Genomic DNA, 18,542 nt, shown 5'->3' on the forward strand with positions numbered 1-18,542 from the left:
GGGAACGCGAGCCGGCCCTGCGGCCGGCGGACAGAACGGGGAGCAGATCCGGCGAGCCGGATCCGGAGCCGCCGGGACGGCGTCCATGGAAAACGGCGCGGATCGACGCGTCCGCCGTTCGCGCGACGAGCGCGGAGCGTGGGGTCGATGCGCGGCATGTCATGGACGTCGCCATGAGCTCGTTACAAAAACCTGTTTTCGGCGCTGGTCGACGGCGCCCGCCTGTCCCGATCTGCGCTCGCGAGAAGCGCGATCCGAGCTGTTGGCGCCGCAGTTCGCGCCCCCCGTTCGCCGGAGCGATCCGTGACTTTTTGTCGTTCGGACCCCGGCGCGTGACGCACCGGTCCGTCCACGGAACGTTCCCTACATAATGTCTGGCGGGCGATATCGCAAGTTTGGGCTCGCGCGTCCGGGCGGCGACGGACACGATTCGTCACCGACCAGCGGGGCTCGGCCGCGCCGTCGGCCCGGCGGCGAGGCCCTCGAGGAGCAGCAGGACCACGCCCAGGAATATGGCGGCGTCGGCGACGTTGAACACGTAATTGGCCAGCGGCCCGACCGGCAACGCCGTGTGGAAGAAGAAGAAATCCGCGACGGCGCCGAAACGCAGCCGATCCGCGACATTGCCCAGAGCGCCGCCGACGACGAAGCCGAGCGCCGCCGCCGTCACCCGGCGCGGCGCCCGCCACAGCCAATAGCCGAGGCAGCCGACCACCGAGGCCTGGAACAGAATCAGCAGGAATCGCGTCCCTGCGGTCTGTGACGAGAGCAGCGAATAGGAAACTCCCGTGTTCCAGGACAGCACGACATCGAGAAACGGCGCGAGGCGAACCGGCTGCCGCTGAGCGATGTCGAACACGTTCAGCATGAAATATTTGTGCGCCTGATCGAGCGCGAGCGCGACCAGGGCGGCGGCGAGCCCGACATTACGCGGCTCGCGCAGGGAGAAAGAAAGCGACAATCGCAAGCCTCCTCTTCGATACGCGGGCGGGGCGGCGCTATCGCCGGACGCCCGAGCTCTAAATTCTAAATAGAGCGAGACCGGCGTCGGCAAAATGGAGACGCGCCGCGATCCGCGCCCTCCTCCGGGGCCGCGAGCCTTCGGGCTCATATCTCGGATCGACTCGATTCATTCGACGCCCCGCCAGGCGGCGAAGAAATGGTGAGGCGGGCCGACGCCGCCGCCGACAGCGAGATCGTCGGCCTCGGCCAGCGCCCCTTCGAGCCAAGCCTTGGCCTCGGCGACGGCCGCGGCGAGCTCCGCGCCATGGGCGAGGCGCGCGGCAATCGCCGCGGAGAGCGCGCAGCCCGTGCCATGGGTGTTGCGCGTCGCGACGCGCCGCCCCCAGAAGGTGTGAATTTGCGCGCCGTCGAAGAGAATGTCCACCGGCTCGCCGGTCAGATGCCCGCCCTTCACCAGCGCCGCCCGCGCTCCGAGCGCGACGAGCGCGCGCGCCTGCTCCGCCATCGCTTGCGGGTCGCGCGCGGCGGCGGCGCCGAGCAGCGCAGCCGCTTCGCCGAGATTGGGCGTGACCAGCCTCGCCAAGGGCAGAATGCGCGCGCGCGCCGCCGCGACGAGGCCGGGAGCGCCGAGCGCGTCCCCATGCGTGGAGGCCAGCACAGGATCGACCACGATGTCGCGCGCCGCGGCGCGCGCCAGCGCCTTCGCGACGGCCTCGGCGACGGCGGGCTCGGCCAGCATGCCGATCTTGACCGCGTCGACGGCGATATCGGCGAAGATCGAGTCGATCTGCGCCGCGACGACATGAGGCGGAACGGAATGGACGAGGCCGACGCCGCGCGTGTTCTGCGCGGTGAGCGCGGTGACGGCGGCCATGGCGTAGCAGCGCAGCGCCGACATGGTCTTGATGTCGGCCTGAACGCCGGCGCCGCCGCTCGGATCGGAGCCGGCGATCGACAGGACCTTGGGAATTCGCGGCGCCATCGCCCGTCTCCCCTTCGAGCGCGCCTATCCGCGCGGAAGCGTCAGCACGCCGGCCGCGCCATTCTCGGCGCCGACGGCGAGGCGAGCGCCTTTCGCGTCCCAGACGAGCGCGGAAATGCGCTCGGCCGTCCCCTCGCCGTCCCGCCGCACGAGCAGCTCGGCGCCGTCGGTCAGCCGGCAGAGCATCACCATGCCGTCCTCGTAGCCCACGGCGACGACGAGCGCCGTCGGATGAAAGGCGACGCGCGACACTCTGATCTGCGACCGCACGCCGCATTCGCGCGGCGCCTGGCCCATCGGACCGTCCTTGCCCTGGAAGGGCCAGATGATGCAGGCGTCGGCGCCGGAAGTCGCGAGCCATTTACCGTCATGCGACCAGGAGAGCGAGCGCGTCTTGCCCGGATAGCCGGCCATGCGCAGATTCTTCCCGTCGGCGACGCGCCAGCCGTGCAGCATGTTCTCCTGCATCGAAGTCAGCACGAATTTGCCGTCGGGCGAGACGGCCGCGTCGAGATGCGAGCCCTTCCATTCGAGGACCTCCGGCGCGGCGGCGGCGTTCGGAAACCACAGCGTCGCGCCATTGTAATGTGCGACGGCGAGCCGATAGCCCTTCGGAAAGAACTCTATTCCGCGCGAGGTCGAGGGCAGCGCGAGCGTCTTGACCTCGCCTTTGGGCGAGCGGGCGCGCAGCTCTCGTCCCGCCGACCAGGCGATCGTCCCGTCCGCGCGCGCCGCCAGCGCGTCGATCCAGCGGCCTTTCTCGTCGGCGAGATCTCGGGCGGCCCCCGCGGCGTCGGTCGCGACCACGCGGCCGTCGTCGCCGCCGGTCAGCAGGCGACGCCCGTCGTTCGCCGCGACGAGGATCGCGCCGTCCGCATGCGCCGCGACGCTCTGCGGCTCGCCCGGGCCGGCGATCAGCACGCGTCCGTCGGCGAGGGCGAAGACCGGCGCGTCGCCGAGAAATGCGGCGCCGACGACGCCGGCCCCGGCGGAGATCGGCGCGAAAGCTTCGGTCAGGGAGGTGGTTGCGGCGGTCACGCGTCGTCTCGTCTGCGCATTCGGTCCGTCGTCTCTATAGACCGAAACGCGCTCGAAGCGACAATTATCCAGCCGCGGCTCTCGTCACCTCACCGGCGCGAGCACGTCGGTGACGAGCTTTTCCGGCGGCGCGTCACAGGGCGAATTGCGATAGATCTCGAGCGCCGGCCGGTCGTCGGGCTCATGGCCGCTCGACGGCAGCCACTCGCCATAGAGCTTCTGAAAGGCGCCGGCGAGGCCGCTATAGGGCCCGACATGCCGATAGGAGGCGTAGCGGCCGCCGGGAATGTCGAGGATGGCGATGTCGCCGGAGGCCGCGACACCCTCGGGAAAGACGAGGCCCGCATAATAGCGGAAGCCGCCTTCGGCCTCCGGATCGCCATAGCAGACGCCGACCGGATAGAGCGCGCGGCCGGCGAGGCCGGCCTGCATCTGCCAGCGCCACAGCCGCGCCCATGTCTCGGGGATAGCGGCGATGGGCCCTTCGTGGGCCAAAGCGTGCGCCTGGATCGGCGCCTGCTCGATGATCTCGACCTGCATGGCCTCGTCCTTATCTTTGACGGAGGACGATATGCCTCAGTCCTTCCGAGGATGACGATACAGTTTTTTGCCGGAGGCGCCGATGCGACAATCGGCTCGCGCCTTGCTCCGGCGCCGCGCCGATGCGACATGCGGGAGTGAGCCGATCGTCGAAAGGAGCTCTCGATGACGCCAATGTTCCGGTGGTCGCGCCCCGCGCGCATCCTGGTCGCCGCCCTGTCCTGTTCGACCGCGGCCGCGGTCGGCGCGCAGGAGACCGCGACGCCCCATGCTCACGACCATATGCATATGGGACAGACCGACGCCCGGCGGCAGCTCGATTTTCCCCCGCCCATGCGTCAGCACATGCTGTCCGAGATGCGTGGGCATCTCGAGGCGCTGCAGGCGGTTCTCGCCGCGCTCGGCGCGGGCGATCCGCGCGCCGCGGGCGAGATCGCCGACGAGCGCCTCGGCCTCGCCGCCCCCGGCGCCGCGGCCTGCGATCCCGCCCATGCGAAGGGCGGCGACGGGATGGCGGCCATGATGGGCGAGCATATGCCGCCGGAAATGCGCGCGATGGGCTTCGCCATGCACGGCTCGGCGAGCGATTTCGCCGCTGCGGCGGCCAAGGCGCGCGAGACCGGCGACCTGAGACCCGCGCTCGCGGCCCTCGCGACGGTGACCGAAAACTGCGTCGCCTGCCATTCGGCCTACAAGCTGCGCTAGCGGCGGGCGGCTCGCGCCGCCGAATCGCGACATTTTCTTGCCAGACCGGAGGAAGGCGGGTATTTTGCGCTCGGACTCGGCCCATGGCCGTATGATCGAGGACTTTGCATTGGCGACTTCCGCCACCCGATCGATCGACGCGACGTGCCTCTCCGCGCGAACGGTCGCGCGTCTGCTTCCTGGCCTGCTGCTTCTTAGTCGCCCCTGAAAGCCCGCAGGGCCGCGCGCCCAGGCGTTCAGGGGAAGAGGCGAGATTTCTAAATCGACAGCCGGCTCGGTCGCCGGCCGCAGCAGTTCAGGATCCTCGAACATGACCCATTCCGTCGTTCCCGCATCCGACGCCGACCGCGTCGTCATTTTCGACACGACTCTGCGCGACGGCGAGCAGTCGCCCGGCGCCTCCATGACCTTCGAGGAGAAGCTCGAGGTCGCCGATATTCTGGACGCGCTGGGCGTCGACATCATCGAGGCGGGTTTTCCGATCGCGAGCCGAGGCGATTTCGATTCGGTGTTCGAGATCGCCAAGCGGGTGAAGAACGCCACGATCGCCGGCCTCGCGCGCGCGAGCGCCAAGGACATCGACCGCTGCGCCGAGGCGCTGCGCCACGCCCGCAGCGCGCGCATCCACACCTTCATCTCCACTTCGCCCGTCCATATGAAATACAAGCTCCAGATGGAGCCGGAAAAAGTGCTGGAGATGATCGCCTCCTCGGTCTCTCGCGCGCGCAATCATGTCGCCGACGTCGAATGGTCGGCCGAGGACGGCACCCGCACCGAGCACGACTTCCTCTGCCGCTGCGTCGAGACGGCGATCAATGCCGGCGCGACGACGATCAACATCCCCGATACGGTCGGCTATTCGACGCCGCAGGAATATGAGGCGCTGTTCCGCATGGTGCGCGAGCGCGTGCCCAATGCCGACAAGGCCGTGTTCTCGGTCCATTGCCACGACGATCTGGGGCTCGCCGTGGCTAATTCGCTGGCCGGCGTGCGCGGCGGCGCGCGGCAGATCGAATGCACGATCAACGGCATCGGCGAGCGCGCCGGCAACGCCGCGCTGGAAGAAGTGGTGATGGCGATGCGCACGCGCCACGACGCGCTGCCCTTCCACACCGGCATCGACGCCAAGCTGCTGACGCGCGCCTCGAAGCTCGTATCCGCCGTGACCTCTTTCCCGGTGCAATACAATAAGGCGATCGTCGGCCGGAATGCCTTCGCGCATGAGAGCGGCATCCATCAGGACGGCATGCTCAAAAATGCGCATACGTATGAAATCATGACGCCGGAGAGCGTCGGCGTCTCCAAGACCTCGCTGGTCATGGGCAAGCATTCCGGCCGCCACGCCTTCAAGGAGAAGCTGAAGGAGCTGGGCTACGACCTCGGCGAGAATGCGCTCGAGGACGCCTTCAAGCGCTTCAAGGATTTGGCCGACCGCAAGAAGCTCGTCTACGACGAGGACATCGTCGCGCTGGTCGACGACGAGATCGTGACGGCCAACGATCACATCAAGGTCGCGGCGTTGACCGTCATCGCCGGCACGGGCGGCCCGCAGACGGCGGCGCTGACGCTGGATATCGACGGCGAGAAGCGGACGCATCAGGCGACGGGCAATGGGCCGGTCGACGCGATCTTCAACGCGATAAAGGCGCTCGCTCCGCACGACGCCGCGCTCGAACTGTTCCAGGTCCATGCCGTCACGGAAGGCACCGATGCCCAAGCGGAAGTCTCCGTGCGTCTTTCGGAGGACGGCAAATCGGTGACCGGCCGCGGCGCCGATCCCGACACTCTCGTCGCTTCGGCGCGCGCCTATGTGGCGGCGCTCAACAGGCTGATCGTCAAGCGCGCCAAGACCAAGCCCGAGGCGATGAAGGCGGGCTGAGGCCGCGCATATTCGACTTGTTCGAGGGGCGCGGCGACGCGGCCCTCCTTTCGTTTTGCCCGCTGGCCCGAAATTCTCTAGAAGGTTGCCGGAAGGCCCGCCCGCCGTCATTGCGAGGAGCGAAGCGATGAAGCACTCCAGAGCCGCGACCCGAGGCTCTGGAGTGTTTCGCTTCGCTCGCAATGACGGCCACGGGCCGCCGTTATCCGTCCCACCCAGCGAAGGAAGCGCGAAATGCCGTCGCTCGACAGTTTCAAAGCCCTCGAGACGCTAGAGGTCGGAGACGACGCCTATCACTATTTCTCGCTGAAGTCCGCCGAGGCCAATGGGCTCGAGGGCGTCTCGCGCCTGCCCTATTCGCTGCGCGTGCTGCTCGAGAATCTGCTGCGCAACGAGGACGGGCGCTCCGTCACGAAAGAGCATATCGAGGGCTTCTCGAAATGGCTCTCCGAGAAGGGCAAGGCCGAGCGCGAGATCGCCTTCCGTCCCGCGCGCGTGCTGATGCAGGATTTCACCGGCGTGCCCGCCGTCGTCGATCTCGCCGCCATGCGCGACGCCATGGTCGCATTGGGCGGCGATCCGCAGAAGATCAATCCGCTCGTTCCGGTCGATCTCGTCATCGACCATTCGGTCATCGTCGACGAATTCGGCACGAAGAAAGCGCTCGAGGCCAATGTCGAGCTCGAATATGAGCGCAACGGCGAACGCTATCGCTTCCTCAAATGGGGCCAGTCCTCCTTCGACAATTTCCGCGTCGTGCCGCCGGGCACGGGCATCTGCCATCAGGTCAATCTCGAATATCTCGCCCAGACCGTCTGGACGAAGAAGGAGAAGGTGAAGACCGACGGCAGGAAAGAGACGATCGAATACGCTTTTCCCGACACTCTGGTCGGCACCGATTCGCACACCACGATGGTCAACGGCCTCGCCGTGCTCGGCTGGGGCGTCGGCGGCATCGAAGCCGAGGCGGCCATGCTCGGCCAGCCGCTCTCCATGCTCATCCCGGAGGTCGTCGGCTTCGAGCTGACGGGCGAGCCGAAGGAGGGCGTCACCGCGACCGACATCGTGCTGACCGTCACGCAAATGCTGCGCAGACGAGGCGTCGTCGGCAAATTCGTGGAGTTCTATGGCAAGGGCCTCGCGCATCTCTCGCTCGCCGACCGCGCGACCATCGCCAATATGGCGCCCGAATATGGCGCGACCTGCGGCTTCTTCCCCGTGGACGCCGAGACGCTCGCCTATCTGAAAATGTCCGGCCGCTCCAATTCGCGCATCGATCTCGTCGAGGCCTACGCCAAGGCGCAGGGGCTCTTCCGCGAGGCGGATTCGCCCGATCCGGAGTTCACCGACACGATCTCTCTCGACCTCGCGAGCGTCGTTCCCTCGCTCGCCGGTCCCAAGCGCCCCGAGGGGCGCGTCGCGCTCGAGGATGTGGGGAGCGCCTTCACGGCGGCGCTGGCGAGTGAATATAAGAAGACCGGCGACACGACGCAGCGCTTCTCGGTCGACGGGACCAATTATGATCTCGGCCATGGCGATGTGGTGATCGCCGCGATCACCTCCTGCACCAACACCTCCAATCCGAGCGTGTTGATCGGCGCCGGCCTGCTCGCCCGCAACGCCGTCGAGCGGGGCTTGAAGACGAAGCCCTGGGTGAAGACCTCGCTCGCGCCGGGCAGCCGCGTCGTCGCCGAATATCTCGACAAGGCGGGGCTGCAGAAGGATCTCGACAAGCTCGGCTTCAATCTCGTCGGCTTCGGCTGCACGACCTGCATCGGCAATTCCGGCCCGCTGCCGGCGCCCGTGTCGAGGGCGATCAACGACAATGACATCGTCGCGGCGGCGGTGCTCTCGGGCAATCGCAATTTCGAAGGCCGCGTCAATCCGGATGTGCAGGCCAATTATCTCGCCTCGCCCCCGCTCGTCGTCGCCTTCGCTCTGGCGGGTTCGGTCGCCGAGGATCTGACCAAGGAGCCGCTCGGGACGGACAAGCATGGCGAGCCGGTGTTCCTGCGTGACATCTGGCCGACCAATGCCGAGATCCAAAAGTTCATCCGCAAGAATGTGACGCGCTCGCTGTTCCGCGACACTTACGAGGACGTGTTCGAGGGCGACAAGCACTGGCGCAAGGTCGACGCGCCTTCGGGCGAGACCTACAAATGGACGGATTCGACCTATGTGCGCAATCCGCCCTATTTCGAGGGGCTGACGAAGGAGCCCGCGCCCGTCGCGGATATCGTCGGCGCGCGCATCCTGGCTCTGTTCGGCGACAAGATCACGACCGACCACATCTCGCCGGCCGGTTCGATCAAGGCGGCTTCGCCCGCGGGGCGCTGGCTGATGGAGCGGCAGGTCGCGCAGGCGGATTTCAACCAATATGGCACCCGGCGCGGCAATCACGAGGTGATGATGCGCGGCACATTCGCCAACATCCGCATCAAGAACCACATCCTGCGCGACGAGGCCGGCAATGTGCCGGAGGGCGGGAACACGAAGCATTTCCCCGACGGCGGGACGCTGTCCATCTACGACGCGGCGGCGAAATATGCGGCCGAGGTCGCGCCGCTCGTCGTCTTCGCGGGCGCGGAATATGGCAATGGCTCCTCGCGCGACTGGGCGGCCAAGGGGACGATGCTGCTCGGCGTGCGCGCGGTGATCGCGCAGAGCTTCGAGCGCATCCATCGCTCCAATCTCGTCGGCATGGGAATATTGCCGCTGACCTTCGAGCCCGGGACGAGCTGGGCCTCGCTCGGCCTCACCGGCGCGGAGACGGTGACGATCCGCGGTCTCGAAGGCGACACGCTGACGCCGCGCCGGACGCTCCAGGCGGAGATCGTCTATCCCGACGGCAAGACGACGACCGTTCCGCTGCTCGCGCGCATCGATACGCTCGACGAGCTCGAATATTTCAAGAACGGCGGCATTCTGCCCTATGTGCTGCGGCAGCTCGCGGGCTGAGCTGAGCGCCGCCGCGCTTCCTTCTCTCGATCGCGCCGGCGCGCGTCGGACATGCGCCGCGACGGAGAGCCATTGGAGAACCGACAAGGGCGGGAGCATGAGCATTTCGGACAGCCGGGGTCACGCAGTTTCGAGCGAGGTCGTCGACGCGGCCGATCCGCGCCGGGCGCGGCTGCACGAGCTGATCGACACGCATTCGCTGCAACGCGGAGAATTCGTCCTCTCCTCGGGCCGCAAGAGCAATTATCTGTTCCAGCTGCGGCAGACGACGATGCTGCCGGAAGGCGCGCATCTCCTCGGCGATGTCGTGGTCGATTTCATGAAGGCGCGATCGCTTCACTGCGTCGGCGGCCTCGCCGTCGGCGCCATTCCGCTGGTCTCCGCGATCCTGGTGCTGAGCCATGCCAAGCGGGCGCCGGTCGACGCCTTCTTCGTGCGCAAGGAGGCGAAGTCGCATGGCGCGCTGGAGCGCATCGACGGCCATGTGCGCGAGGGCGCCGATGTGCTGATCGTCGACGACGTGGCGACGTCGGGCGGATCGATCCTGAAGACGATCGAAGGATTGCGGGCGGAGCATCCGAGCTGCCGCGCGACCAAGGCGCTCGTCGTCGTCGATCGCGAGGAGGGCGCGACCGAAGCGCTGGCGGAGCAGGGAATCGAGCTCCATGCGCTGTTCAAGCGAAGCGAGTTCGAAATATGAGCCATGGCGGCGCCGCCCGCCGTCGGGATTGCCGTCATTGCATGGAGCGCAGCGACGAAGCACTCCAGGCCGCCCCACGGCTCTGGATCGCTTCGCTCCGCTCGCAATGACGGCCGAGAGGAAGGTGATCGAAATGAACACGAAGATTCCAGCTGCTTTCCTTCTCGCCGCACTCGCCGGCGCTGCGACGGCGCAGGCGCAGACCGCCGACTCCTCGGCGGGACGGCGCCTCGCCGCCTCGGTCTGTGTCGAATGCCATCGCATCGACGCCGACACGCCTGCGAAGGACCCCGAGTCGAAAGCTCCGAGCTTCGTCGATGTCGCTCGCCTGCCTTCGACCAATGAGCTGGCGATCAAAGTCTTTCTGCGCACGTCCCATGCGAACATGCCGAATCTGATCCTCACGCCAGAGGAGATCGATTCGGTCGCCGCCTATATCGTCGGTCTCGCACGCTAGAATTAGGCCGATTCAATGCAGCGAGTGCGGCCGCTCCTGCGGCGGCTCGGCGGGAGCCACGGCGAGCGGACTCGCCTGATGATGGACGAGCCGCCAAGCGCCGTCGACGAGGCGGAACCAATTGGTCGCCACCAGCGCCGCGCCGCCCACCACCTCGACGCAGATCACGCGCCCGTCCGCGCCCGAGATCAGCGCGCGCTCGTTGCGGCGGACGATCGGCTCCTGCATCGGATTGCGCAGAATGTCGCGATAAGAGGCGAGCACCACCTCGCGGCCGATCAGCGCCGGCCAGCCGGGATGGATGCAGGTGACGTCGTCCTTCCCCCAGAGGGCGCTCATGCGATCGATGTCGCCCTCGACGAAGGCGCGGTAATAGGCGGCGTTGGCCGCAAGCAGCGAGCTCTCGTCGGACATCGCCGGCAGAATGCGCCTCGCGCGGGCGGAAAGCAACGGCTTCGCCCCGCCGTCACTCCTGCGCCTGCAGTTCGTCCTGCTCCGAGCTGCGCCGCTCGCCGATCGCCGAGGCGAGGACGACGCTGAACAGCGCCGCCGCCATGCACCAGACCGAATACCAGGCGGGCCGGTTCTCGACGAGCGCCAGCACGAAAGTCGCGAGCACTGCCCAGCCGAACAGAGCGACGCCGCGCCTGCGGCTCGCGACGAGCGGAACCACGGTCAGCGTCACATAGAGGAAATGGACGAGGAGCGGCGGGCGCTCGAACAAGGGATCATAGGCCAGTGAATGCCGCACGACGGAGAGGTCGATGCCGTCCGAGGCGGCGAGCCGCGCCATGAGATAGGCCGCGACCACTGCGCCGACGCCGGTCATGGCCAGCCACAGCCGCCGCCGCTCTGGATCGGGCTCGGCGCGGGACGCCGCATAAGGAGTGAGCGCGGGCCAGAGGGCGAAGGCGATCGCGGTATAGAGATAACGGAACGGCTGGCCGCCCTGCCAATCGTCGATGGTGAGCCAGACGGCGCCCTCGACGAACTGATGAACCGAGAAGACGAAAGGAAAAGCCGCGAAGACAAGCATGCGCCGATCGCAGCGCCAAGCCTTCGACACCATGCCATAGCCCGCGAGCGCCAAGCCGATCCCGGCCGTGAGACTCGCCTCGAACGAATAGCACATGACGCTTCGCCGAAATTATGGGCCGCTTCGAACGGCGCGTCCCGTTCCGTCGGCCGCACGGTGGAGACTAGGCGAGGATCGGGGCTCGCGCCAGGGGTCGACGAAGCCATGTATCGACAAAACGATATCTCAAGAAACCGCCCGCGCCGGTTCGCGCCCCGAGGCTTGCGCCGCGCCGTCGGCGGTGATCTCGACGATCGGACAGCAGGACGCGGGCGCCTCGAAGGCGTCTCCCGCGTCGTTCGGCCTGGAGACGGCGATGCAGCCGAGCAGCGCGCCACTGGTCAGCAGGCCGGCTTTGTCGAGATCGGCGAGGATCGCGCGCGGCGCGACGAGCCGCGCCGGGCCGATCGTGTCGAGATGCGCGAGAAAGCCGTCGGCGTCGAAGGGCGAGACGAAATGTAGAGGCGCGCCGGAGAGGAGCGAGGCGAGCGGGCCGGCGACGAGACCGCCGATCGTTCCCGGCGAACACAGTGAGACGAGCGGCGCCGCGCCGCTGACCCGCGCCTCGGCGACGAGCGACAGGCTGCGGGCGAGCAGCGCGCTCTGTTCGAAGAAGCGCGGCGCGCCGAAACGATCCAGCGCGCCGATGGCCGCCTTGCGGGCCGGCGCCGGCCGCTCCGCAGAGGCTTCCGCGGCGCGGTCGGTCGCGCCGAAATCGACGGCGCCGTCGATGGTTCCGTGGCCGAGCGAGCCGATGAGCCGGATCGACGGCGCGGCGGCGGCGACGCCGAGCAATAGCTCCTCGAGGCTCTCCCCGCCGACCGAGGCCGGGCCGATCAGCGCGGCGGCCTGGACGCCGCGGCCGCCGGCGGCGAGCGCCTGCGGGGCGAGGCCGAGCGGGGCGAGCACCGGCTCGAGACCGGCGGCGATGAGGCCGATGAGCGCGGTGAGCGTCCGCACGCTTGGCGTCGCGGCGAGCAGAACCCGTTCGCCGGGCTTCAAATCATAGTCGCGCAGCTCCGCGCGGAAGGCGTCGACGCGGCGGTCGAATTCGGCATGGTCGACGGTCTCTCCGCCGAGGGCGTCGAGCCCGGCGACGCGGCGGGGCCGCAGCCGCGCCGCTCCGGAAATCAGGGCGTCGAAGCCGAACATGGTCAGGGGATGGGCGCGGGAGAGCGCGGCCGCCTGCCGGGCGGCCGCATCGGGCGGTGCGGTCACGGCGTCGTCCTCCACCAAGTCTCCAAGGTCGCGCCGAACAAGGGCGAGTAGCGCGGCAGGGTCTGCGGCCGCGCGAGTTTCGTCGAGTGAGCGATCCATTGCTTCGATGCGTGAAAGAGCGGCACGACGTAGAAACCGGAGAGCAGCACGCGGTCATAGGCGCGCACGGCGGCGACGAAGTCTTCATGTCCGCGCGCGGCGACGAGCGCTGCGATCAGCGCGTCGATCGCCGGCGAGGAAGCTCCGGCGAGGTTAAAAGAGCCTTCTTGCGCGGCGCTTGCGGAGCCCCAGCGCATGCGCTGCTCGTTGCCGGGCGAGGCGGAGGCGACCCAATTGCCGATCATCACGTCGAAATCGAATTTCTGGCGCCGCCGCTGATATTGCACCTCGTCGACGAGCCGCACGGAGGCGGAGACGCCGATGCGCCGCAGCGAATCGGCGTAGAAGAGGGCGAGGCGCTCCTGGTCCCGATTGGTCACCATGATCTCGAAGGCGAGTGGGACGCCATCCTTGACGAGCGCATTGTCGACGAGCCGCCAGCCCGCCTGGCCGAGCAGCTCGAGCGCCCGCCGCGCGGGCTCGCGGTCGCGGCCCGTGCCGTCATGGACCGGCGGCGTCCAGCGGCCCTCGAGGATGTCCTCGCGCACCGCGCCGGGGAAGGGGGCGAGCAGAGCGCGCTCCGCCTCGCTCGCCGGACGGCCCGAGGAGGAGAGCTCCGATTCGTCGAAGAAGCTCTTGGTGCGCGTGTAGAGGCCCGAATAGAGATTGGCGTCGACCCATTCGAAATCGAACATGAGGCCGAGCGCCTCGCGCAGGCGGATATCGCGAAAGGGCTCGCGCCGCAGATTGAAGACGAAGCCCTCGAGCCCCTTGGGCCCCGGGCTGTTCAGCGTCTCCAGCGCGACGCGTCCGTCGCGCGCGGCCGGAAAGTCGTAGCCGCCGGTCCAGCGCGCGGTGCTGGTCTCCTCGCGATAATCGACCAGCCCCGCCTTGAACGCCTCGAACAGCGCGTTGCCGTCGCGGAAATAATCGATGTCGATCTCGTCGAAATTATAGAGACCGCGCTGCAGGGGCAGATCCTTGCCCCAATAATTCGGGTCGCGCTTCAGCACGAGGCGCGCGCCGGGTTCGACCTCGGCGATCACATAAGGGCCGGAGCCGACGGGGGGCTTCAAAGACGCGTCGGTGAAATGCTCGAGGTCGGTCGCATGCTTGGGCAGCACCGGCATCAGGCCGAGGATCAGCGGCAATTCGCGGTCCTTTGCGCCGGTCAGATCGAAGATCACCGTCTGCGGATCGGGCGCCTCGGCGCGCTCGACGAGGCCATAGGCGATTCGCTGCTGCGGCCGCCCCTTGGTTTTCAAGAGCTCGAAGGAGAACAGAACATCGGCCGAGGTGAGCGGCGCCCCGTCGGAGAAATGGGCGCGCGGATCGATCCGGAAGGTCACGTGCTCGCGCGCGTCGTCGGCCTCGACCGAGCGCGCGACGAGGCCGTAGAGCGTGAAGGGCTCGTCATTGGAGCGAGCGAGCAGGCTCTGGATCACATTGCCGACGAGACCCTGGGCGGTCGAGCCCGATTTCAGATTGAAGGGATTGAGGCTGTCGAAGGCGCCCGCCAAGCCGATCCTCACCTTGCCGCCGGCGACGGCGTCGGGCTCGGCGTAGGGAAGATGGTCGAAATCCGGCGGCAGCGCCGGCTCGCCATGCATGGCGATTCCGTGCGTCGCCGCGGGCGCGGCGGGAGCCGAAAGGAGCAGGGCCATGGGGGCGGAGAAGAGCGTGAGGAGAAGCCGCGCGCTCGATGGGATGGCGTCGCGAATCGCTTTGCTCGTCATGAACCGACCTTTCTCGAGGGGAGCCGGCGGCGTTCCCGGCGGCGGGCGACGATTCGCAAATCTTATTGGAAAAAGCGCGGCCGAACGTGGCGACATCGCGGCGCGCCGCGCAAAGGCCGCAAAGCTCGAGCAATTCGCCGCGACGACTGGCGTTCGCCGCGTCGATTTTGTATGAGGCTTGGCGTCACACTCTCGCCCGCGTGACGGGCGACGACCGATGAAAGGGACGTGACGACCCCTTCCTCGAGCGAACGAGCCCACGAGCACCCACTCGAAAGGACGACTTATGTCAATTCAATCCCCGCGGCTCCTGGCCGCGGCTCTCACGGGGGCCCTCCTCGTCTCGGCGGGCGCCGCGCAGGCTCAGCAGAAGCCGGCTCCGCACAAGCCCGCGCCGGCCGCTCCCGCTCCGGCGGCTCCCGCTCCGGCCCAGCAGGCCCCGCAGGGGCCGATCAAGGCGGACCTTGTCGCGGTGCAGCCCGATTGGACCAAAGTCTGCGGCTCCGATCCGCAGTCGAAGAAGGAAGTCTGCTATACGACGCGCGACTTCGGCGCGCAGGCGGACCAGCCGCTGTTGGCGCTGGCGGTCTATGATCCAAAAGGCGAAGACGCCAAGGTCGTCCGCCTGCTGCTGCCGCCGGGGCTGATGCTGCGGCCGGGCTTCCGCTTCGCCGTCGACAAGGGCGCGCTCGAGGCCGGCGAATTCGAGATTTGCTTCCCGAACGGCTGTTTCGCTCTGGCCAAAGTCAAGGCGTCCCTCGTCGACAGCATGAAAAAGGCCGAAAAGCTCACAATCGTCGTCAAGAATCAATACAACAACGAGGTGACCTTCTTCCTGCCGCTGGCCGGCTTCGGCAAGGCCTTCGACGGCCCGCCGATCGACCCCAAGGTGCTCGAGGAGCAGCAGAAGAAGCTGCAGGAGGAATTGCAGAAGAAGGCGGAGGAAGAGCGCAAGAAGCTCGAGGCCCAGAAGCCGGCCGCCGCGGCGCCCGCCGGCAAGTGAGCGGCGCCGGTCGCTTCCCGCGAGCCGCAGCGTTCGCGGGAGGCTTCTCGCACAAAAAGAAAGCGAGCCCGCGACCAGGCTCGCTTTTCATCATCTCCGATCAGTGCCGCTTGGCGGCCTTCACGCGATAGGCTCCGTCCTCGGCGCGCTCGAAAGTTTCGTCCACCTGAGGATGGCGAACCGGATCGCCGGACTCGTCGGGGACGAGATTCTGCTCGGAGACATAGGCGACATATTCCGTCTCCGAATTCTCCGCGAAAAGATGATAGAAGGGCTGGTCCTTGCGCGGCCGCACTTCTTCGGGAATGGAGAGCCACCATTCCTCGGTGTTGGCGAATTCTGGATCGACGTCATAGATCACGCCGCGAAACGGGTAGCGGCGGTGCTTGACGACCTGGCCGATCGCGAATTTGGCGACACACTCTCTCGGCATGACAATCGACGCCACTCTTGCACTGTCCGAATAGCGTTCGTAGCGCAGGGGCGCGCCCCCCGTCAATGTCGCGCATGCGGCGGCGCCTCCCCCGGGACGACGGGAAGCGCCGGGCGGAAAGACGATGCGCGAGGCCGTCAAAAGCCGTAGATCGCCGCATAATCCGGGTCATTGGCCGCGACCTGCCGGGCGAGGTCGACCACCACCTTGCATTGTTTCCAGGTCGCGTCATCCTGCATACGGCCGTCGATCATCACCGCGCCTGCGCCGTCCGGCATCGCGTCCAGCACGCGGCGGGCGAAGGCGACCTCCGCCGGATCGGGCGAGAAGACCCGCTTGGCGATTGCGATCTGCGACGGATGCAGCGACCAGGCGCCGGCGCAGCCGAGCAGGAAGGCGTTGCGGAACTGCGATTCGCAAGCCGCGGGATCGGAGAAGTCGCCGAACGGGCCATAAAAAGCCTTGACGCCCGCGGAGGCGCATGCGTCGACCATCTTGGCGATGGTGTAGTGCCACAAGTCCTGCTGGAAGGTCGCGCGCGCCGCCTCGCCGGGAACCGCGTCCGCGATCACCTTGTAGTCCGGATGGCCGCCGCCGACGCGGGTGGTCTTCATCGCGCGCGAGGCCGCGAGATCGGCCGGGCCGAGGCTGATGCCGTGCATGCGGGGCGAGGCCGAGGCGATGGCGTCGACATTCTTGACCCCCTCCGCGGTCTCGAGGATCGCGTGGACGAGGATCGGCTTCGTCACGCTGTTGCGCGCTTCGAGCTGGGCGAGCAGCTGGTCGAGATAATGAATATCCCACGGCCCTTCGACCTTGGGCAGCATCACGACGTCGAGCTTGTCGCCGACCGCCGCGACGATCTCCAGGAGATCGTCGAGAATCCAGGGCGAGTTCAGCGCATTGACGCGCGTCCACAGGCCCGTCGAGCCGAAGTCGGTCGCCTTCGCCATCTCGATGAAGCCTTTGCGGGCGGCCTCCTTGGCGTCGGAGGGAATGGCGTCCTCGAGATTGCCGAGCACGACGTCGACCTGTTTGACGAGTTCGGGAACCTTGGCGCGCAGCTTCTCGAGATGCGGGGGCACGAAATGGATCATGCGCTCGACCTTCACCGGCGGCTCGCGCAGCGGCGCCGGCGCTCCGATGGCGAGCGGACGGTAGAATTGATTGGGGAGCTTCATGAGGGTCTCTTTCGCTCGGGGGAGGGCTCGGCCGCGAGCGATAGCCGCTCTTCGAACGAAAGGGAATAGCCGCGCGCCGGCCGCCGCGCGGCCCGCGCCTCGTCTCTCACAATTCGAATTTCGACGTGCCCCGGGTGATGAAGGGCGCGCGTCCCGCGTTTGAAATTCGCCGTTTTCGACGGCGGCGCCGGCGATCCCATCCCCGGCTCGCCGCCCGAGCTCGTCGCCATTCTGTCGCCCTCGAAGGAGCGCGCCTGAACGCTCCGAAGCCGCCCGACCCGACAGAGCGCGCCGGTAAATTTTTCGTGAATGCCTTAATGGTTCCTCCTGCTTTCCTCTCTATTCGGATCCCCGCGACGATGCATGGCGTCGAAGGGGGTCGACATGTCGGTCGATCAGGAGCTCGAGCGTCTGCTGGAGCAGATACTCCGACAGACCGACGAATTGCTCGACCGGGGTGAAGCGTCTCGGGAGACCGCGTCGCAGGGCGTCGAAAAGGTCGCCCTCGACCTGGAGCGGCGCTATCCGAATGAGGCGAACTGGATCCGAGCGCAGGTCGCCGAATGGCGCCGCCGTCGCGCCCATTGATCGCCGATCACGCGCGCCGCGAAATTTTTCGATTGCGGGCCGGCTCCGCCCCTGCTTTCTGCTCCGTTGCAGCGCCGGGAGGGGCCGAGGCCATGATTCGCAGCAAATCGCCGAAAGAGCCGCCGCCGATCCGGGCAGGCGGCGCCGAGTTCGACCGCTTGACCGCTTTGATCGGTATGATCGATTACCTGATCGTCGAATCGCGCGAGATCGAGCCCTTGGCCGAATATTTCCTCCAGATGGCGCGCTTGTCTCTGCTCGAGGCCGAGCAGACCCGCGCCGACGCCGACGGCTGCAATCGAGATTGCGAATAGAGGACGAGAAAAAAGCCCGGCTGTTCGCCGGGCAGGGAGGGGGATGAGGCGGCCCCTGGGAGTCGAACCGCCCTATTTTCATTCTCAGCATCAAATGCATTGTTGGGAATGCGTCTCTTTGACGCGAGTCGAGAGAGGGAGGACGGGATGGAGGAGTTCGAGGGGCGGTTCCTGTTCAACATCCTGGTTGGTTTCGGCCTCGCTCTGGCCGTCGGATTTCTGTTCGTCTGGCTGCGCTGAACGCGCGCCCGCCGAGCCGTGGCGAAGGGCTCGCCCGTCGCCACGAGCGCAGCGCGCCGAATGCGCGTCAGCTCTTCGACTTCAGGGCGCGAAGGCCTGCGCCGACCGCCAGCGTCGCGACGATCGCGACCGAAACGGCCGCGATGACGAGCGCCTCGCCGAGCAGAACGAAGACAACGGGATCGTCGGTTCCGTAGGTGGACATTGGCGTTTCTCCGGTCGCCTGTGCGCGTTTCGCGCCAGGCTCGTCGAGAAACGTAGAGCGCGCACGCTCGCGCGGGCGAGCCGGCGCGCCGTCGCAGCGTCAAACTAACGCAGTCGCTTGCGCTTCGATCGATATTCATCGAGACGGGTCGAGTGGCGCGAAAGCGTCGATGAATTCGTCGATCGGCGGCCGCCTCGCTCGGTCGGGCGAGCCCCAAAAGCGGCGCCG

At 67.3% G+C, this 18,542-nt stretch carries 19 protein-coding genes; 8 read left to right on the forward strand and 11 right to left on the reverse strand.

Annotation, left to right across the window (positions count from 1 at the left end):
• Positions 1-433 precede the first annotated feature (433 nt).
• The 4 genes from lspA to AC6IW9_RS06330 form a co-directional block, all read right to left on the reverse strand.
• Positions 434-961: a signal peptidase II gene (gene lspA, locus AC6IW9_RS06315; protein ID WP_497770358.1), complete on the reverse strand. Its 528-nt coding sequence runs from the start codon at positions 959-961 to the stop codon at positions 434-436.
• Positions 962-1,129: 168 nt separating this feature from the next.
• Positions 1,130-1,945: a bifunctional hydroxymethylpyrimidine kinase/phosphomethylpyrimidine kinase gene (gene thiD, locus AC6IW9_RS06320; protein ID WP_497770360.1), complete on the reverse strand. Its 816-nt coding sequence runs from the start codon at positions 1,943-1,945 to the stop codon at positions 1,130-1,132.
• Between the two features lie 24 nt (positions 1,946-1,969).
• Positions 1,970-2,983, reverse strand: a complete 1,014-nt coding sequence (locus tag AC6IW9_RS06325; protein WP_497770362.1) for a WD40 repeat domain-containing protein — start codon at positions 2,981-2,983, stop codon at positions 1,970-1,972.
• An 84-nt stretch (positions 2,984-3,067) separates the two neighbouring features.
• The gene (locus AC6IW9_RS06330) at positions 3,068-3,523 is read right to left on the reverse strand and encodes an AraC family transcriptional regulator (RefSeq protein WP_497770364.1); all 456 of its coding nucleotides are present in this window, start codon (positions 3,521-3,523) and stop codon (positions 3,068-3,070) included.
• Between the two features lie 165 nt (positions 3,524-3,688).
• On the opposite strand from AC6IW9_RS06330, the gene AC6IW9_RS06335 reads away from it, so the two are divergent.
• The 5 genes from AC6IW9_RS06335 (at position 3,689) to AC6IW9_RS06355 (ending at position 10,222) form a co-directional block, all read left to right on the forward strand.
• Entirely contained in the window at positions 3,689-4,228 is a 540-nt protein-coding gene (locus AC6IW9_RS06335) for a hypothetical protein (protein ID WP_497770367.1), read from the forward strand.
• A gap of 310 nt (positions 4,229-4,538) precedes the next feature.
• Positions 4,539-6,107, forward strand: coding sequence for a 2-isopropylmalate synthase (locus tag AC6IW9_RS06340; protein ID WP_497770370.1), 1,569 nt, complete (start codon positions 4,539-4,541; stop codon positions 6,105-6,107).
• A 234-nt stretch (positions 6,108-6,341) separates the two neighbouring features.
• Positions 6,342-9,065 carry an aconitate hydratase AcnA gene (gene acnA, locus AC6IW9_RS06345; RefSeq protein ID WP_497770373.1) on the forward strand — a complete coding sequence of 908 codons (2,724 nt, stop codon included), beginning with the start codon at positions 6,342-6,344 and terminating at the stop codon, positions 9,063-9,065.
• A gap of 97 nt (positions 9,066-9,162) precedes the next feature.
• Entirely contained in the window at positions 9,163-9,765 is a 603-nt protein-coding gene (pyrE, locus tag AC6IW9_RS06350; protein WP_497770376.1) for an orotate phosphoribosyltransferase, read from the forward strand.
• Between the two features lie 133 nt (positions 9,766-9,898).
• Positions 9,899-10,222: a c-type cytochrome gene (locus AC6IW9_RS06355; protein WP_497770379.1), complete on the forward strand. Its 324-nt coding sequence runs from the start codon at positions 9,899-9,901 to the stop codon at positions 10,220-10,222.
• 12 nt (positions 10,223-10,234) lie between these two features.
• Here AC6IW9_RS06355 and AC6IW9_RS06360 read toward each other — a convergent pair whose 3' ends face one another.
• From AC6IW9_RS06360 to AC6IW9_RS06375, 4 genes are all read right to left on the reverse strand, one after another.
• Positions 10,235-10,636, reverse strand: a complete 402-nt coding sequence (locus tag AC6IW9_RS06360; protein WP_497770382.1) for a nuclear transport factor 2 family protein — start codon at positions 10,634-10,636, stop codon at positions 10,235-10,237.
• Positions 10,637-10,688: 52 nt separating this feature from the next.
• Positions 10,689-11,354: a DUF6629 family protein gene (locus tag AC6IW9_RS06365; protein ID WP_497770385.1), complete on the reverse strand. Its 666-nt coding sequence runs from the start codon at positions 11,352-11,354 to the stop codon at positions 10,689-10,691.
• Between the two features lie 129 nt (positions 11,355-11,483).
• Complete coding sequence (locus AC6IW9_RS06370) at positions 11,484-12,515, reverse strand: AMP-binding protein (protein ID WP_497770387.1); 1,032 nt, start codon at positions 12,513-12,515, stop codon at positions 11,484-11,486.
• Complete coding sequence (locus AC6IW9_RS06375; protein WP_497770389.1) at positions 12,512-14,350, reverse strand: extracellular solute-binding protein; 1,839 nt, start codon at positions 14,348-14,350, stop codon at positions 12,512-12,514. The genes AC6IW9_RS06370 and AC6IW9_RS06375 overlap by 4 nt, the downstream gene beginning before the upstream one ends.
• 286 nt (positions 14,351-14,636) lie before the next feature.
• Between AC6IW9_RS06375 and AC6IW9_RS06380 the strand changes: the two genes are divergently transcribed.
• The gene (locus AC6IW9_RS06380) at positions 14,637-15,353 is read left to right on the forward strand and encodes an invasion associated locus B family protein (protein WP_497770392.1); all 717 of its coding nucleotides are present in this window, start codon (positions 14,637-14,639) and stop codon (positions 15,351-15,353) included.
• 100 nt (positions 15,354-15,453) lie between these two features.
• On the opposite strand, the gene hspQ is transcribed toward AC6IW9_RS06380, so the two are convergent.
• Together hspQ and AC6IW9_RS06390 are read right to left on the reverse strand one after the other, a co-directional pair.
• Positions 15,454-15,786 carry a heat shock protein HspQ gene (gene hspQ, locus AC6IW9_RS06385; RefSeq protein ID WP_497770395.1) on the reverse strand — a complete coding sequence of 111 codons (333 nt, stop codon included), beginning with the start codon at positions 15,784-15,786 and terminating at the stop codon, positions 15,454-15,456.
• Positions 15,787-15,923: 137 nt separating this feature from the next.
• A complete protein-coding gene (locus AC6IW9_RS06390; RefSeq protein ID WP_497770398.1) occupies positions 15,924-16,967 on the reverse strand; it encodes an HpcH/HpaI aldolase/citrate lyase family protein in 1,044 nt (347 codons plus the stop codon).
• A 363-nt stretch (positions 16,968-17,330) separates the two neighbouring features.
• Here AC6IW9_RS06390 and AC6IW9_RS06395 point away from each other — a divergent pair, with 363 nt between their 5' ends.
• Together AC6IW9_RS06395 and AC6IW9_RS06400 are read left to right on the forward strand one after the other, a co-directional pair.
• Entirely contained in the window at positions 17,331-17,555 is a 225-nt protein-coding gene (locus AC6IW9_RS06395; protein ID WP_497770401.1) for a hypothetical protein, read from the forward strand.
• 92 nt (positions 17,556-17,647) lie between these two features.
• Entirely contained in the window at positions 17,648-17,869 is a 222-nt protein-coding gene (locus tag AC6IW9_RS06400) for a hypothetical protein (protein WP_497770406.1), read from the forward strand.
• Positions 17,870-18,176: 307 nt separating this feature from the next.
• Here the strand turns inward: AC6IW9_RS06400 and AC6IW9_RS06405 are convergent, their stop codons facing one another.
• Positions 18,177-18,314 carry a hypothetical protein gene (locus AC6IW9_RS06405; protein ID WP_497770409.1) on the reverse strand — a complete coding sequence of 46 codons (138 nt, stop codon included), beginning with the start codon at positions 18,312-18,314 and terminating at the stop codon, positions 18,177-18,179.
• Positions 18,315-18,542: the final 228 nt, after the last annotated feature.

The organism is Methylosinus sp. shoA, from assembly GCF_059718125.1.

Coding starts and splice junctions, on each gene's coding strand:
- AC6IW9_RS06380 (WP_497770392.1), top strand. CDS start 14,637: ATGTCAATTCAATCCCCGCGGCTCCTGGCCGCGGCTCTCACGGGGGCC.
- hspQ (WP_497770395.1), bottom strand. CDS start 15,786: ATGCCGAGAGAGTGTGTCGCCAAATTCGCGATCGGCCAGGTCGTCAAG.
- AC6IW9_RS06395 (WP_497770401.1), top strand. CDS start 17,331: ATGGCGTCGAAGGGGGTCGACATGTCGGTCGATCAGGAGCTCGAGCGT.
- AC6IW9_RS06390 (WP_497770398.1), bottom strand. CDS start 16,967: ATGAAGCTCCCCAATCAATTCTACCGTCCGCTCGCCATCGGAGCGCCG.
- AC6IW9_RS06360 (WP_497770382.1), bottom strand. CDS start 10,636: ATGTCCGACGAGAGCTCGCTGCTTGCGGCCAACGCCGCCTATTACCGC.
- acnA (WP_497770373.1), top strand. CDS start 6,342: ATGCCGTCGCTCGACAGTTTCAAAGCCCTCGAGACGCTAGAGGTCGGA.
- AC6IW9_RS06330 (WP_497770364.1), bottom strand. CDS start 3,523: ATGCAGGTCGAGATCATCGAGCAGGCGCCGATCCAGGCGCACGCTTTG.
- thiD (WP_497770360.1), bottom strand. CDS start 1,945: ATGGCGCCGCGAATTCCCAAGGTCCTGTCGATCGCCGGCTCCGATCCG.
- AC6IW9_RS06405 (WP_497770409.1), bottom strand. CDS start 18,314: ATGTCCACCTACGGAACCGACGATCCCGTTGTCTTCGTTCTGCTCGGC.
- AC6IW9_RS06400 (WP_497770406.1), top strand. CDS start 17,648: ATGATTCGCAGCAAATCGCCGAAAGAGCCGCCGCCGATCCGGGCAGGC.
- AC6IW9_RS06340 (WP_497770370.1), top strand. CDS start 4,539: ATGACCCATTCCGTCGTTCCCGCATCCGACGCCGACCGCGTCGTCATT.
- AC6IW9_RS06365 (WP_497770385.1), bottom strand. CDS start 11,354: ATGTGCTATTCGTTCGAGGCGAGTCTCACGGCCGGGATCGGCTTGGCG.
- AC6IW9_RS06355 (WP_497770379.1), top strand. CDS start 9,899: ATGAACACGAAGATTCCAGCTGCTTTCCTTCTCGCCGCACTCGCCGGC.
- AC6IW9_RS06335 (WP_497770367.1), top strand. CDS start 3,689: ATGACGCCAATGTTCCGGTGGTCGCGCCCCGCGCGCATCCTGGTCGCC.
- pyrE (WP_497770376.1), top strand. CDS start 9,163: ATGAGCATTTCGGACAGCCGGGGTCACGCAGTTTCGAGCGAGGTCGTC.
- AC6IW9_RS06375 (WP_497770389.1), bottom strand. CDS start 14,350: ATGACGAGCAAAGCGATTCGCGACGCCATCCCATCGAGCGCGCGGCTT.